We start from the raw sequence: 13,797 nt of genomic DNA, 5'->3' as shown, positions 1-13,797 counted from the left end.
TATTACGTCTTTTTTCGGATTATCCGAACAATTTTTGCTCAGTTTTCAAGCGTTCCTCATAGACTCGACGGTAACGTTCCAGTTCTTTCAGTTCACGATTGGTCAGATTTTCAAATATAGCCAATTCAATCCTGTCCTTATCACGTCGCCAGGTCGCAACCAATCGTCCCTTGTAGAAAACAACTGGTTTGACAATGCCTGTCAGCGTATAAATCTGCCGAATATGCTTGGGATCAAAGAAGGGATTGGCTTTCTTTTCGTAACCTAGCAAAAGTTGGTCAAAACCTGCAATGAAGAGGCAGTCTGGTACTTCTGCTTCTTCTAATTTTCCTAGATAGAAGCGTTCTTCCCCTGCTACTTCTATAGTTTTCAAATCTAATTGTTTCATCCAATCTAGGACCGTAGATTTATTTTCCTTGAAGTAGTAACGGGCATCCGCTAAGCTGACAGGACCAAAACCTGAAAAATACCGCCGTGCGATTTCCAGCTCTGCTTTTTCCCGTGAAAGTGGCTGAAAGTCTGTCAGACGATGAAAACGTTTGGCACCGTACTCCTGATAGACTTCCCCACGCTCGACCATGTAGCGAAAAAGGCCGCCCCAAGCGTTGAAAACCTGCTTCTCCTCGACCTGCGTCATTTTTTCCGCACGACAGAGGATTTTCAGCTCCTCGCGGGTCATAGGGGCTTGTTCCAAGGCTTCTAGGATGAGCCGATGATACTTCTGCTTGGTTTGAGGTGAAAAATCATCGCGGCCGACGGTTTGAAGATAGTCGGTACTAGCCATCCGTCCCTCGTGGATATAGAGGGGGATTTCCGACTTGAGATAGGCATGAACCGTTCGCCGAATGGACCACTGGCGTGTCAGCTCCTCCTGCCAGCTACCCTCGTGAAAATCCTCCGCTGTCATTCGGTTACGAAATCCGACATGAACATAGGGTTGAAACTGAGCCTGCAAACCATTGAGATTTTGGCAGATTTGCTGGACAGACTGGGGGGCTAATAAGCCCTGCTTCTGCAAGATAATCCCCTTCCAAGTATCGTGATTCATCGTGTTTCTCCTTCGGTTTTCTAACCCCAGTATAACACAAAAGACACCCGGAGGTGTCTGGGGATAGCTGATTATCTTAGTAGCCCAAAAACTCTTCCAACTCCTTGAGGGAACGCTCTGCTATTGCCTCATAACGCTCCTTCTTATCGCGGATCCGCGGTCCGTCCAGCTCCTTGATGATCCCAAAATTGACATTCATAGGCTGGAAGTGCTTGCTTTCCGTGTGGGTGATGTAGAATGGCAGAGCTCCGATAGCTGTGGTCTGTGGGAAGATGACGGGTTCTTCGCCTCGGAAGCGACGAACAGCATTGATACCGGCTACTAAGCCAGAGGCGGCAGACTCAACATAGCCTTCTACTCCTGTCATTTGACCTGCAAAGAAAAGATTGGGATTTTTCTTGGTGGCAAAAGTCTGTTCCAATAAGTTTGGCGAATCCATGTAGGAATTGCGGTGCATAACACCATAGCGAACAAATTCCGCATTTTCAAGTCCTGGAATCATCTGGAAGACCCGCTTCTGCTCGCCCCATTTGAGATGGGTTTGGAAGCCGACAATGTTGTAGAGGCTACCAGCTGCGTTGTCCTGACGGAGTTGGACAACGGCGTAAGGTGTCTTGTATTCGCCATCACGCGGCCCCTTGTAGTCTTCTGGATATTCCAGACCAACTGGCTTCATTGGACCATACAACATGGTTTTGATACCACGTTTGGCCATGACCTCAATGGGCATACAGCCCTCAAAGTATTTTTCTTTTTCAAAGGAATTAAGCGGTGCTTCCTCAGCAGAAATTAAAGCCTCATAGAAAGCGGTAAACTGTTCCTTGTTCATCGGAGCATTGAGATAGGCAGCCTCTCCCTTGTCATACCGGGACTTGAGATAGACCAAATCCATGTTAATAGTCGAGCTATCCACAATTGGTGCTGCCGCATCGTAGAAGTAAAAACCGTCGCCACCATTGAGCGCGTGAATCTTCTCCGCCAAGGCGTCTGACGTCAAAGGCCCTGTCGCAATAACTGTGATAGCATCTTCAGGGATTTCTGTAATCTCACCGCGAATGACCTCAATCAGTGGGTGGTTGTGAATCTCATCTGTGACCGCTTGGGAGAAATTCTCACGGTCCATAGCCATAGCACCGCCAGCAGGCACACGGTGAGCCTCACCAGCCCGCATGATAATGGAATCCAAGCGACGCATTTCTTCCTTGAGAAGACCGACAGCGTTGGTCAAACTATCACCACGGAAAGAGTTAGAACAAACCAACTCCGCAAACTTGTCGGTCTTGTGCTGGGGCGTCGGCTTGACACCACGCATCTCGTAGAGTTTGACGGGAATGCCACGCTTGGCAATTTGATAAGCTGCTTCTGAGCCGGCCAAACCAGCTCCGATAACGTTAATGTGGGTTTGAGACATGAAACTAATACCTCTAGCCAGACTAGCTGACTACTGTTTGGGAATGACCCAAAACAGAACCTTTCTAATTTTTATACCTAACCAGTATATCAGAAAATGACTGGAAAAGACAAAAACTACTCTCATCCTAGGAAAGTAGTTTGATAGTATTTACATAATATTATTTACGCAAAAACTAATGGATTCTTTCAATGGGATGGCTAGCGTGCTGGTGCTTGATTTTCCAGCCTTGCTCGTAAATAAGGCCCATAGTGAAACGATCTGTGACAGACTGCTCAAAGCCGATTTTTGAAAACCGAGCATCAAAATAGGCAAAGGCACAGGTTTGGGACTCGTGGATTGCTAGATTTGAAAACTCAACATCTGCCCTATCTGACCCAATCTCCTGAAACCAAGCCGCAACCATGTCTGCCAAGTCCTGTTTGCCCGACATAGACCATTGACCAGCTACATCGTAAATGACAACATCGTCACAATACAAGGAAAGCATTAAGTTCGGATTCTTTTCTAAAACCGCTTTCTTGTATAAGTCTAAAACTTCCTCAATTGAGTTTACCATTTTAATCGTATTCTTCCTTTTTAAATGCTTTGTCGAATATTTTCAAACTAAACAATAACCAATTACAAAAGTTGAGCGATATCCTCGATAACTTCAAACTTCCAGCCTAATTCTCGATAAGCTTGAATCTCCTCTGGAGAATAAGGGAATGTGTTCAAAAGTATAGCGTCAATCCCTAGTTCTTGTGCGATAGCAATGTCCGTCGTCAGATCATTTCCGACAAGAACCGTCTCAGCAGGATCTAACTGGTTTTCGTTCAAAACACCCTGTAAAAATTCCGGTTCAGGTTTTTTGATTCGATAATCAGAGGAAATGTAAATACTTTCAATATATTCAGCACAACCAGTCATTTCAATTTCAGCCTGAGTAAAAGCACGTTGTGCATTGGACAATAAATAGAGACGATTACCCTTATCCTTTAGATAAGCAAGTGTTGACAAGGTATTGGCATAAGTCGTCAATTTCTCACGTGACAGGACTCTAAATATGGAAGCCACCATTTGACCAAAGGTTTTTAAATCTGCTGGTTCATTCTTAGTTTGACGGCGGTATTTTTCATCTATCAACAACTGAATAAAGACTTTCTCTAAATCAATTTCTACATATTGATAGGGGCTAATTCGAATCAAATCCAACTCTGCCTCACTGGCCATCTCTTGAAAAGAGCTACGCAACTGGCGGGCACCATAGGTACAGCCAAATGATTGATAAATTTCGGCTAACTTTTCCCATAGTTCTAACTTGTTTTCATCCGTTAAAATATCTACCAAGGTACCATAAAAGTCAAAAATATAATTCTTGTATCTTTTCATGAAACTTTCTCCAAAACTCATTATTTACTATTATAACGAAATCTGAAATCGTTTGCAATAAGAACTTCGTCATCTTTAATGAATTTTAATAAATATTTTATATAATAAATCTAACATTTTAAAAGGTTGATCAGCTTATAAAAATGTTTCGAGTGAAAGTTGTATTAAAGAACAAGTGATTATCTTTTTCAAGATTCTTTCTAAGTCAAGTAAATCTCACTTTCACTTAAATGTATTTGAAATGACCCTAACTAATCTATCAATTCCATTCTCAACTCCCCAGCTTACACTAGCACTAAGAGCCATTGCAAGTATCGGGTGCTTTTCAAAGAAAGTTTGATGGTTATCAACTTTTCCGACTTCTTGTACCTCATTTAAAATTGTCACTAATTCTGTCTGTTCTTCTTCATCTAATGTCCTAGAGTACTCTCTGATATTCTCAAATACACTCTCAATTTCCATCTCAGTATAGGTAATGTTTAACGCATTATTTTGTCCACCAATCTGTGAGTTTATCAAATCTCCATTAACAGAAACATGAGTACTATTATCTTGATGATATTCGTTAAAGTTTAGTGCTGTTTTAGAGGAATCTAGTTGTGTTGGAAGGATAACAGGCTTTATCTTCTTATTAGCTCTCTTCACCATTTTATTCGTTTCTCTGACTAAATTTCTCTCAATATCTCTGAATTGACTTTGCAAACTTTTTGACATATATACCTACTTACTACACTTCAAAATCTCTAACCGTTTGCTTTTCTTCTTCAGTCAAGTCAAACAAGTCCATGACAAATTCATCAATTTCCAGATTAAGCTGATTGACTTTTTCAGTTTCAGGAGAATCTTTTTTCATTTCTTCCATCAGTTGTTCAACAAGCTGTGCTAATTCTTCTTGCTGGGAATCAGTGGCAGCTGGAATTGGGAATTGACCTAATTCATTTGCCTTAAATTGAGGGAATACTCTTCGTTGGAATTTGTCAAACTTCATCATAAACCATAATGAAATTGCTTTTGAATTGATTACACCTAACAAATAAAGAGGATTTACTTCTATATCTCCAATGATATTGGAATTTCTATCGTTGATTAAATGTTCATCGGTATACGCTGCTTCAATTGAATAAGATTTGTAGGAAGGTATTTGCCTAACAATTAACCTAGGATTTTGAAAATTTACTGAAGGTCTTGGTTCTGAAAGATGTACACCGTATTTAATATACTCGCCGTTCCAAGATAATTTATATCTAGAAACATTTTTTCCCTCGAGATATTTTACATAGGAATCATCAATTTTTTTAGATGAATGATAAATCCGAGCTTTTACATCTTCTTCTGTTTGCTTCGGATTACCTCTCCCTTTTCTATATGCTTCTATGCCAACTCCTATGTTTGCTAACTTAGAATCATTTATTCCCCTAATTTTATCAATTCGTTCATATGCCGAAATTGCTGACTTATACTTGACCATCGAGATTGAAAATGTTGGAATTTCTCCAAAGAAATCTGACGCAACTCGTCCGACAGTGTTGAACTCGCCGTGATACAATTCTGCTACTTCAATCCAGTTTGGCGCATTCTTCTTGAAGAAAATGATACAGTTATCCACGCTAGCATCCGTAAAAATCTTATCCAGAGAATTAATCAAAACAACATCACTCGTCTGCTCCGTGATAAACCGACGAACTCTTGAATTGGTCTGAATGGTTAAAAAATTATTTGGAATGATATAGGAGAATGTCCCGCCTTTACGCAAGAGCTGATAAGCCAATTCCATAAATATAGTATAAGTATTGGCTTGGTATTCACTTACTTGATAAGTCCTTGAGTAGTAGGCTTTCATCTCATCAGTAAAGGACTGATTACGAGCAAAGATATAAGGCGGATTCCCAATGACAAGGTCAAAGCCGATAAATTCGCCAGCTTCTCCCAAAATCTCAGGAAATTCCATTCGCCATTCCATACCTTTAGCGAATAATGGATTTTTCAGTCTGTATTCCAATTCCTTTTCAGCTTTTGCTAGTCGCTTATTTAATTCCGCTACTTCTTTAGAGTTTTTATTCTCTTCCTCAAATAAGCTAATGGCACCAGCCTTATTTCGTTCGGATATGAGCCGAGATAATTTCTTTAATTCAGGACTTGAAGCCGTATCATCAAAGGAATGTTTGAGCCTTTCAATTTTCTCCCAGATTTCTGCTTTTACTCGTTTATTATTCGTCTCCTTATAGTCTTTAACTAGAGATAGATAGTCCTTGAAATCTGTTTTTCTCATATCAAATTCATAGTCAAAATCAAACTTATGTAAGAGACTATCGCCTACTTTAATATTGATATCGATATTTGGCAAAGTCGTCAAAACAGGTTGGTTGGTATCAGTATCCTGATAGTAATAAGAAGACTTCAAGAGTTCAATCCAGAGACGCAAACGGCAAATATTGACCGAACTTGGGTTAATATCCACTGCAAAGAGCGAATTTTCCAGAATATGCCTCTTCTGGTTGAAAATTGCCTTTTGAATTTGTTCTGACTGCTGATTACCTGTCTGATACAAAAAATTATTTCCAGACATATCTTGAATGACTAGCTCATCATTAATAACATAACATTGAATCAGGTTTCCAATATAGTTGCCATCAGCGTCAAACAAAACATTTAAATCACTTTTAAGAGCAATAATTTCATTCAGGACTGATACGAGGAAGTGACCGGATCCAACCGCTGGGTCACAAACCTTCAAACTGTCAATCGCATCTGATACCTTTTTAGCAATCTGAGCATTACGTATGTTAAACTTTATATCTTCGATTGTTTCACACTGCCAGTCGAGTGCTTCATTGACTTTGTCCACTGCTGCTGTACGAATCGCTTTACGTGACATATACATGGTAATATTGCCTGGCGTATAAAAAGAGCCTTCACGGTAGCCGTTGATTTTCTCAAAAATTAATCCCAGAACTGACGCATTGATAAGGTCATTCTTAGATTTCTCATGGTGGCTGATGGAGGTCGAGAAGTCATAAGAATCCAAAAACTCAAAGAGATAATCAATAAAATTGATGTTCCCTTTTTTACGTTTTTTATCTACACCTTTAAGAGCTGTTTTGGAGAAAATTTCAATATCTCCCTCTGGTAATCTATCAATACCAATCCCATCTCTAGAAATTTCTAATTCTGTTTCTTCAAACAATGATGAGTTCAGATAAGGGACATAACCGAACTTTTCTTGCATTCGATTATTTCTTTCAGATACTTTCTTAGCAAGTACAGCAAAGAATAAGCTATAAATCTCCTCAAAGTTAGGCAGTTTTTCATAGGTCAAGAACTTATAAGATTCATCTTTGTTGAACAACACCAGCTGAGATTCTAACAGTTTCAAAAATAGAATTCTATTTGTCCAGACAACTGTTAGTTGAATAGCAATGTCTTCCTGATTTTCTTTTGAAACATCTTTCATCTCCAATTTATCAATGATATTCTCAACAAAAGAATACCGTTGGCGTTTAGCAGGTTTCAAACGTGAAATAATTTTTGAAGTCCCTGACTTCGTTTCTTCTAGCCCCATCAAATAAAGCAATTCATCATAGAAATTCTTATTGAGTTTGTTTGAATCAGTAAAAATCTCTTTATTGAGAAGATTCTCTGCTGTGAAGAATCGGTAAAGCTGAGTTAGATTATTTTTCTTGATTTCAATGTTTTTGCCAGATTTGACCAAAGCTTGACGTAAATCAAAGTGAGCAATCACGATTCCCTTTTCAATTGCTTTATCAATTTCTGGTGCGATAACTTCAGAATATAAAAAATCTGTTTTATTGCTAGAAAGTTGATTATTTCTGAACTTTGTCACGAGGTCAACTAGCTTTATATTTTTGAAAAAATGCTTTTCAAATTCTTTAGCCTCTATCACAAACCAAGATAGGCCATTTGTGATAATACACTTTTTGATTTCTAAATTTTTATTAAATAGGCGTTCTTGTAGGTAATAATAAACAACTTCTTGAAGTGCTTTGGAATTGATTTTTTCCGTTGACATCATTTCAGACTTGTTAGTCAAACTCTTGCATTCAAAAAGAATACCTAGTGACGAATTGGCGTCTTTACCATTATAGATAGCAAGGTCTATTCTACTAGAAGTATTTATAAAATTATAAGGCAATACACTTTCTAAAAATCCCTTGAGAAGATTTTTCTGGTATTCCTCTGACTCATCCTCTTTGTCTTTTAAATGAGTCAAATAACTAACCAATTTTTGATTAAATACCTCTTTTTCTTCATCAAGTGGCATAATTGCTTGAACAGAGCGATTCATACTCTCTTTTAATGTAATTCCCTTTATTGCCATGAAATAGACTCCTAAACAGATTTATCTAAGAGCTGATAGTATTAGTCTATTGTGTAAGCAATAGACTAAGGGTACCCTTAGCGATATATATACATATTATACCATAAATAAAACCCCACCAAGATTAAATCTTGGTGGGGTTTTGGTGGGGAATAATAACATTCTCCCGATTTTTTATCGCTCTAAGCAATGCTTAAACCCTGTAATACTGGGCTTCCGCAATCAAATTGCGATACTCTATTATTTAAGAGTAACTGAAGCGCCAGCTTCTTCCAATTTAGCTTTGATTTCTTCAGCTTCTGCAGTTGCAACGCCTTCTTTAACAAGAGCTGGTGCACCGTCAACAAGTTCTTTAGCTTCTTTAAGGCCAAGACCTGTGATTTCACGTACAACTTTGATAACGCCAACTTTTTTGTCGCCAGCAGATGTCAATTCTACGTCGAATGAATCTTTAGCTTCTTCAGCAGCACCACCAGCTGCAGCAACAGCTACAGGAGCAGCCGCAGTTACACCAAATTCTTCTTCGATAGCTTTTACAAGGTCGTTAAGCTCAAGGATAGTAGCTTCTTTAATTTCAGCAATAATGTTTTCAATGTTCAATGCCATTGTGATTTTCCTCCAATTTAGGTTTTTAAATAGTTTGTAGCACTAAGCAGCTACGCTCTGACGCGATTTGATTAAGCTGCGTCTTCTTTTTCTGCAACAGCTTTGACAGCGTACGCAACGTTTCGAACTGGTGCTTGAAGTACTGAAAGCAACATAGAAAGCATGCCTTCGCGGTTTGGCAATGTAGCAAGTGCTTCGATTTCTTCTTTAGAAGAAACTTTACCTTCTACAGCTCCACCTTTGATTTCAAGAGCATCAGCAGTTTTCGCGAAATCGTAAATTGTTTTAGCTGGAGCAACAGCATCGTTTGAGAATGCTACTGCAGATGGACCTACAAACAATTCTGCAAGACCTTCAAGACCAGCTTGCTCAGCAGCACGACGCAAGATTGAGTTTTTGATAACTTTGTACTCAACTTCTGCACCACGCAAGTTACGACGAAGAACAGTATCTTGCTCTACAGTCAAACCACGCGCATCAACCACAACGATAGATGTTGCAGCTTTCATTTGCTCAGCAACGGCATTCACTAATTCCGCTTTTTTAGCGATAATAGCTTCTGACATTTCGTTTACCTCCGTTATTATTTTGGGCTAGGCACAAAAAAATCGCACCTAAACCTAGACACGAAAGTACAAACACGTTTATATCCATAATCGTTTTGTGCCTCGGTAGGATGTTTATGAGTCTAGCTCCCCTACTGTCTTAGGTCAGTTTTTTCAAACCTCAATTATGATAACATAGTCTGGTTTAGAATGCAAGAAAAATATCTCTATTTTTTTATTTTTGTTAGATTTCACTCAGAATAGCGTCCCAGGCCTGGTCATAGCCATGTCGAGTTTCAGATGAAAAGACGACAAACTGGTCATTCTTATCAAAATCCAATTTCTTTTTGATAATGGATTCATGCTTGTTCCACTTGCCACGTGGAATTTTGTCGGCTTTGGTAGCAACGACAATGACTGGGATTTCATAATATTTTAGAAATTCGTACATCTGAACATCATCGGCAGATGGCTCATGACGCATATCTACCAGACTAACCACCACGCGGAGATTATCTCGACTGGTCAGATATTCCTCAATCATCTTGCCCCACTTTGCGCGCTCAGTCTTGGAAACCTTGGCATAACCGTAGCCCGGCACATCAACAAAACGGATTTTATCATCGATATTATAAAAATTCAGTTGCTGGGTTTTACCAGGTTTGCCTGACGTCCGAGCTAGGTTTTTACGCCCCAGCAAGGTATTGATAAAGGACGATTTTCCAACATTGGACCGTCCAGCCAGGGCAATCTCAGGAATATCGTCATCTGGATATTGGGCCTTTGAAACTGCGCTAAGCAGAATCTCAGCATTATGTGTATTGATTTCCATTGTTTACCTTTCATAAATAAGGGGAGAAAGCCAGTAGCTCACACCCCTCCTTGTACTTCTTTAAGCTGTTTCAAGTAAAGGTTTTTCCTTACCGTCTACTGCATCTTTTGTAACACGAACCCGTTTGACATCATCTTGACTTGGTACTTCAAACATAACATCCAACATAGTTTCTTCGATAATGGAACGAAGACCACGTGCACCTGTTTTTCGCTCGATAGCTTTTTCAGCAATGGCAAGTAAGGCATCCTCGTCAAAATCCAATTCTACATCATCATAAGACAAGAGGGTCTGGTATTGTTTAACCAGCGCATTCTTAGGCTCTGTCAAAATACGCACCAAGTCCTCTGTTGTTAATTGATCCAAGGCTGCAAACACAGGCAAACGACCAATCAACTCTGGAATAATACCGAATTTTTGAATATCATCGGCGATAATATGTTGCATGTAAGAATCTTTTTCATCAATGGCACGATTGTTTTGACCAAAACCGATGATTTTCTCACCAAGTCGTTGTTTGACAATCTCCTCTATACCATCAAAGGCACCGCCTACGATGAAGAGGATGTTTTTGGTATCGACATGAATCATCTCTTGGTTTGGATGTTTGCGTCCGCCTTGAGGTGGTACGCTAGCAACTGTTCCCTCGATAATTTTTAAGAGAGCCTGTTGAACACCTTCGCCTGAGACGTCGCGGGTAATGGACACATTTTCACCTTTTTTGGCAATTTTATCAATTTCATCCACATAGATAATCCCTCGTTCTGCGCGGTCAATATTAAAATCCGCCGCCTGCAAGAGTTTGAGAAGAATGTTTTCAACGTCTTCACCCACATAACCAGCTTCAGTAAGAGCGGTTGCGTCCGCAATGGCAAATGGAACATTCAGACTTTTAGCCAAGGTTTGAGCCAAAAATGTCTTACCAGAACCTGTTGGACCAATCATGAGAATATTTGATTTTTGCAAATCAACATCGTTCTCATCACGGCTATCTTGGAAATTGATCCGTTTGTAGTGGTTGTAGACAGCAACTGCCAAGGCACGCTTAGCACGGTCCTGTCCAATGACATAATGATTTAAAATATTGAGCAATTCCTGTGGCTTTGGTGTATCAGCCAAGTCTGTCAATACTTCTTCAGCTAGTTCTTCACGAATGATTTCCTGAGCTAATTCCACACATTCATTACAGATGAACACATTGTTTCCAGCGATAATTTTTTTAACTTCTTCTTGATTTTTTCCACAAAATGAGCAATAAATAAACTCATGTGTATGCTTAACAGCCATGTAATTCCTCTTTCATATCTCTTATCTAAATAAAAAGCCGTAAATGGCATGAATGCTATTGACCAGATTAGTAAAAGCATTCAATAAAAATAATATCGCTAAACCAAATCGTTTCTTTTTAAAGGCTTGAATTGCACAAAGAACGCATATTCCACATAGAAATGCTGTAAACAAACCGAATAAACTTCTCTCCATGCCTATTTCTCTCTTCTTTTATAGTTTTTTATGATGAAATCAACGGGGTTGGCTTCATCTTTTGGACGAAACTGTTCACTTTGTAGCTGGAATTTTTCCATTGGAAAAGTTTCTGGGAAGAAACTATCACCTTCAAATTGCCCCTGAATATCTGTTACAATCAATTCTTCAATGTAGTGTGCAAAGGCAGTAAAAATTTGTCCACCACCAAGGACAAACAAGGTTCCTCCTTGTTGGTGGTGCCAGTCCAGAACTTCTTCAACACCATGTAGGACTGTGACCCGGTCACTCTCCGCTTGATAGCTTTTATCGGTGGTCAATACTAAGGTATGTCGATTTGGAAGAGCACGTTTACCTATGCCGTCAAAAGTCACACGCCCCATTACAATAGTATGACCAGTGGTCGTTTCTTTAAAATGAGCCATGTCTGCAGGTAAAGACCATGGAAGTCTATCCCCTTTTCCAATCAATCCATTTTCATCTTGAGCCCAAATGGCAACTATCTTTTTAGTCATTTTCTCTCACTTTCCGTCCTATCATTCTATCAAAAAAACATGAAAAATGCACTTACCAAGTAGGCCAAGCGCAAATTTTATAACTATAGAACCAAACCCTCAATTCTAGACATTGTAGGTAGACGAAACTCTACTGATTGCTGTCCCTCATCTTAAATTGCAAAATCAAATGTTATCTGCGGATTAACAGTATAGACTGTTGAAGGTTGGAAATAGAAAGAACGAAGTTCTTCACTGCTAATCCAGTTAAATCGCCAAGTCAAATTTAAGTTGCGGTTTAACTGGATTATAGTCCACCAACTCAAAATCTTCTGCCCGAATATCAAAGAAATTGGTACCATCTGGAACATTGAGGACCAAACGTGGCTCAGCTTCCGATGGGCTACGTCGGAGTAATTCTTCAGCTTGTTCAAACTGATTATCATAGATGTGGAGATTGTTGATGAAATAGAAAAACTTCCCTACCTTCCAACCAAAATGCTTGGCAATCATCATTTGCAATGCAACATACTGCATAGCATTGATATGATGGGCTACCAACATATCATTTGACCGTTGAGTTAGAGTTGCATCAAGATAAATCTCTCCGTCCACTCGGCGAACATCGAACATGGTCTGAAAGGCACAAGGCAATAGGCCTGGCGATTGGTCAAAGGCCTCGTAATCCCAAAGGGAAATCACATTGCGGCGATTCCAAGGATTATCTTCCAGCTGTTTCAAAATCTTTGAAATAATATCGTGTTTCTTCACAATGGCACCATAACGTTCACCGATGGTCCCTGTTCCATCTACTTCCCAGTCATTCCAATATTGAACACCGTATTTTTCCTGCAAGACAGACAGGTCATTGGTTTGGTCTTGGTAAATCCAGAGAATTTCTTTAATGGCGGATTTAATCGGAATTGGTCTTAGTGTGGTAATGGGAAACTCCCCCTTGGCCAAATCGTACTCAGCAAAGGAACCAGTAATATACTTGGAGTTAGCAATGTCTCCATTCTTGTATCGTGGACGAGCATTTTCTGAAGAAACGCCCTCTTCCATAATCTTATGAATGTTTTCTTTAAAAATACTATCTGCTTTCGTCATGGTCTTAGTATAGCAAACTCTAGCAAAAAACTCCAGTTTTGCACCGAAGTTCTCATTTGAAAAAGAATGAATAAACATTAAGTTGGAACAATCCAGCTAGGGCAGTTACTAGGCTAAACAGTATAAAATACAAAGCAACCAAGACAATACTCAACAATATCTGACGAATATTTTTCATATAAATAGCCGTTGGTAAGCTAGCTAGACCGAAAAAGGGAATGATGAAAAAGCTAGTTTGAAATTCGCATTTACAAGATTGAACCATTGCCCTATTGGTAAAAATAGCATGATTACGAGAAAAGCAGCAATACTATAGAGGACAATATTTAGCCGTCTTAATAGGGTCATATTCATAAATAACTCCTTCTATGGACCGAAGAGAACATAGCCCAAGCCAAAGAACAAGGGGAAAGAAATGATCAATAGAATACTGATGATACCCGTCCACAATTTTTTATAGTAAATCGACAACATGAGAATGAGTGCCCCGGTTCTGTTGCAAAGTTTTAAATCTACTATCAAATAAGGTAGAATAATAGAAAAAGATAGCAGGAGGAATGACGAT

Annotated in this window: 12 protein-coding genes and 1 other annotated feature; all 12 genes read right to left on the bottom strand. The window is 39.3% G+C overall.

Annotation, left to right across the window (positions count from 1 at the left end; translation table 11 throughout):
- Positions 1–19 precede the first annotated feature (19 nt).
- Positions 20–1,048, bottom strand: coding sequence for a DNA glycosylase AlkZ-like family protein (locus ACHBIF_RS07310; RefSeq protein ID WP_394719599.1), 1,029 nt, complete (start codon positions 1,046–1,048; stop codon positions 20–22).
- Between the two features lie 76 nt (positions 1,049–1,124).
- Entirely contained in the window at positions 1,125–2,459 is a 1,335-nt protein-coding gene (gene trmFO / locus ACHBIF_RS07305; RefSeq protein ID WP_318819508.1) for a methylenetetrahydrofolate--tRNA-(uracil(54)-C(5))-methyltransferase (FADH(2)-oxidizing) TrmFO, read from the bottom strand.
- Between the two features lie 175 nt (positions 2,460–2,634).
- Positions 2,635–3,018, bottom strand: coding sequence for a YybH family protein (locus ACHBIF_RS07300; RefSeq protein ID WP_394719596.1), 384 nt, complete (start codon positions 3,016–3,018; stop codon positions 2,635–2,637).
- A 62-nt stretch (positions 3,019–3,080) separates the two neighbouring features.
- A complete protein-coding gene (locus ACHBIF_RS07295) occupies positions 3,081–3,830 on the bottom strand; it encodes an HAD family hydrolase (RefSeq protein ID WP_394719594.1) in 750 nt (249 codons plus the stop codon).
- A gap of 222 nt (positions 3,831–4,052) precedes the next feature.
- The gene (locus tag ACHBIF_RS07290) at positions 4,053–4,544 is read right to left on the bottom strand and encodes a hypothetical protein (RefSeq protein ID WP_172074656.1); all 492 of its coding nucleotides are present in this window, start codon (positions 4,542–4,544) and stop codon (positions 4,053–4,055) included.
- Positions 4,545–4,557: 13 nt separating this feature from the next.
- Positions 4,558–8,166 (bottom strand): Eco57I restriction-modification methylase domain-containing protein, encoded by a 3,609-nt coding sequence (locus tag ACHBIF_RS07285; protein WP_394719592.1) that lies wholly within the window; start codon positions 8,164–8,166, stop codon positions 4,558–4,560.
- A 240-nt stretch (positions 8,167–8,406) separates the two neighbouring features.
- Positions 8,407–8,772 carry a 50S ribosomal protein L7/L12 gene (gene rplL, locus ACHBIF_RS07280; protein WP_105138695.1) on the bottom strand — a complete coding sequence of 122 codons (366 nt, stop codon included), beginning with the start codon at positions 8,770–8,772 and terminating at the stop codon, positions 8,407–8,409.
- A gap of 71 nt (positions 8,773–8,843) precedes the next feature.
- Positions 8,844–9,338, bottom strand: coding sequence for a 50S ribosomal protein L10 (gene rplJ / locus ACHBIF_RS07275; RefSeq protein ID WP_002936486.1), 495 nt, complete (start codon positions 9,336–9,338; stop codon positions 8,844–8,846).
- A gap of 27 nt (positions 9,339–9,365) precedes the next feature.
- Positions 9,366–9,500 (bottom strand) — a sequence feature (ribosomal protein L10 leader region).
- A gap of 61 nt (positions 9,501–9,561) precedes the next feature.
- The gene (yihA, locus tag ACHBIF_RS07270; RefSeq protein WP_167785535.1) at positions 9,562–10,149 is read right to left on the bottom strand and encodes a ribosome biogenesis GTP-binding protein YihA/YsxC; all 588 of its coding nucleotides are present in this window, start codon (positions 10,147–10,149) and stop codon (positions 9,562–9,564) included.
- A 60-nt stretch (positions 10,150–10,209) separates the two neighbouring features.
- Positions 10,210–11,436, bottom strand: a complete 1,227-nt coding sequence (gene clpX, locus ACHBIF_RS07265; RefSeq protein ID WP_394719587.1) for an ATP-dependent Clp protease ATP-binding subunit ClpX — start codon at positions 11,434–11,436, stop codon at positions 10,210–10,212.
- Positions 11,437–11,633: 197 nt separating this feature from the next.
- Positions 11,634–12,146, bottom strand: a complete 513-nt coding sequence (locus ACHBIF_RS07260; protein WP_394719585.1) for a dihydrofolate reductase — start codon at positions 12,144–12,146, stop codon at positions 11,634–11,636.
- A gap of 246 nt (positions 12,147–12,392) precedes the next feature.
- A complete protein-coding gene (locus tag ACHBIF_RS07255) occupies positions 12,393–13,232 on the bottom strand; it encodes a thymidylate synthase (RefSeq protein WP_394719583.1) in 840 nt (279 codons plus the stop codon).
- Positions 13,233–13,797 lie beyond the last annotated feature (565 nt).

This window comes from Streptococcus sp. A11 (genome assembly GCF_043674225.1).
In the GTDB taxonomy this organism is placed as follows: Bacteria; Bacillota; Bacilli; order Lactobacillales; family Streptococcaceae; genus Streptococcus; species Streptococcus suis_V.
Note: the sequence above shows the minus strand (reverse complement) of the source record. Positions and strands in the feature narration are given on the sequence as shown.

Coding starts and splice junctions, on each gene's coding strand:
- ACHBIF_RS07310 (WP_394719599.1), bottom strand. CDS start 1,048: ATGAATCACGATACTTGGAAGGGGATTATCTTGCAGAAGCAGGGCTTA.
- trmFO (WP_318819508.1), bottom strand. CDS start 2,459: ATGTCTCAAACCCACATTAACGTTATCGGAGCTGGTTTGGCCGGCTCA.
- ACHBIF_RS07300 (WP_394719596.1), bottom strand. CDS start 3,018: ATGGTAAACTCAATTGAGGAAGTTTTAGACTTATACAAGAAAGCGGTT.
- ACHBIF_RS07295 (WP_394719594.1), bottom strand. CDS start 3,830: ATGAAAAGATACAAGAATTATATTTTTGACTTTTATGGTACCTTGGTA.
- ACHBIF_RS07290 (WP_172074656.1), bottom strand. CDS start 4,544: ATGTCAAAAAGTTTGCAAAGTCAATTCAGAGATATTGAGAGAAATTTA.
- ACHBIF_RS07285 (WP_394719592.1), bottom strand. CDS start 8,166: ATGGCAATAAAGGGAATTACATTAAAAGAGAGTATGAATCGCTCTGTT.
- rplL (WP_105138695.1), bottom strand. CDS start 8,772: ATGGCATTGAACATTGAAAACATTATTGCTGAAATTAAAGAAGCTACT.
- rplJ (WP_002936486.1), bottom strand. CDS start 9,338: ATGTCAGAAGCTATTATCGCTAAAAAAGCGGAATTAGTGAATGCCGTT.
- yihA (WP_167785535.1), bottom strand. CDS start 10,149: ATGGAAATCAATACACATAATGCTGAGATTCTGCTTAGCGCAGTTTCA.
- clpX (WP_394719587.1), bottom strand. CDS start 11,436: ATGGCTGTTAAGCATACACATGAGTTTATTTATTGCTCATTTTGTGGA.
- ACHBIF_RS07260 (WP_394719585.1), bottom strand. CDS start 12,146: ATGACTAAAAAGATAGTTGCCATTTGGGCTCAAGATGAAAATGGATTG.
- ACHBIF_RS07255 (WP_394719583.1), bottom strand. CDS start 13,232: ATGACGAAAGCAGATAGTATTTTTAAAGAAAACATTCATAAGATTATG.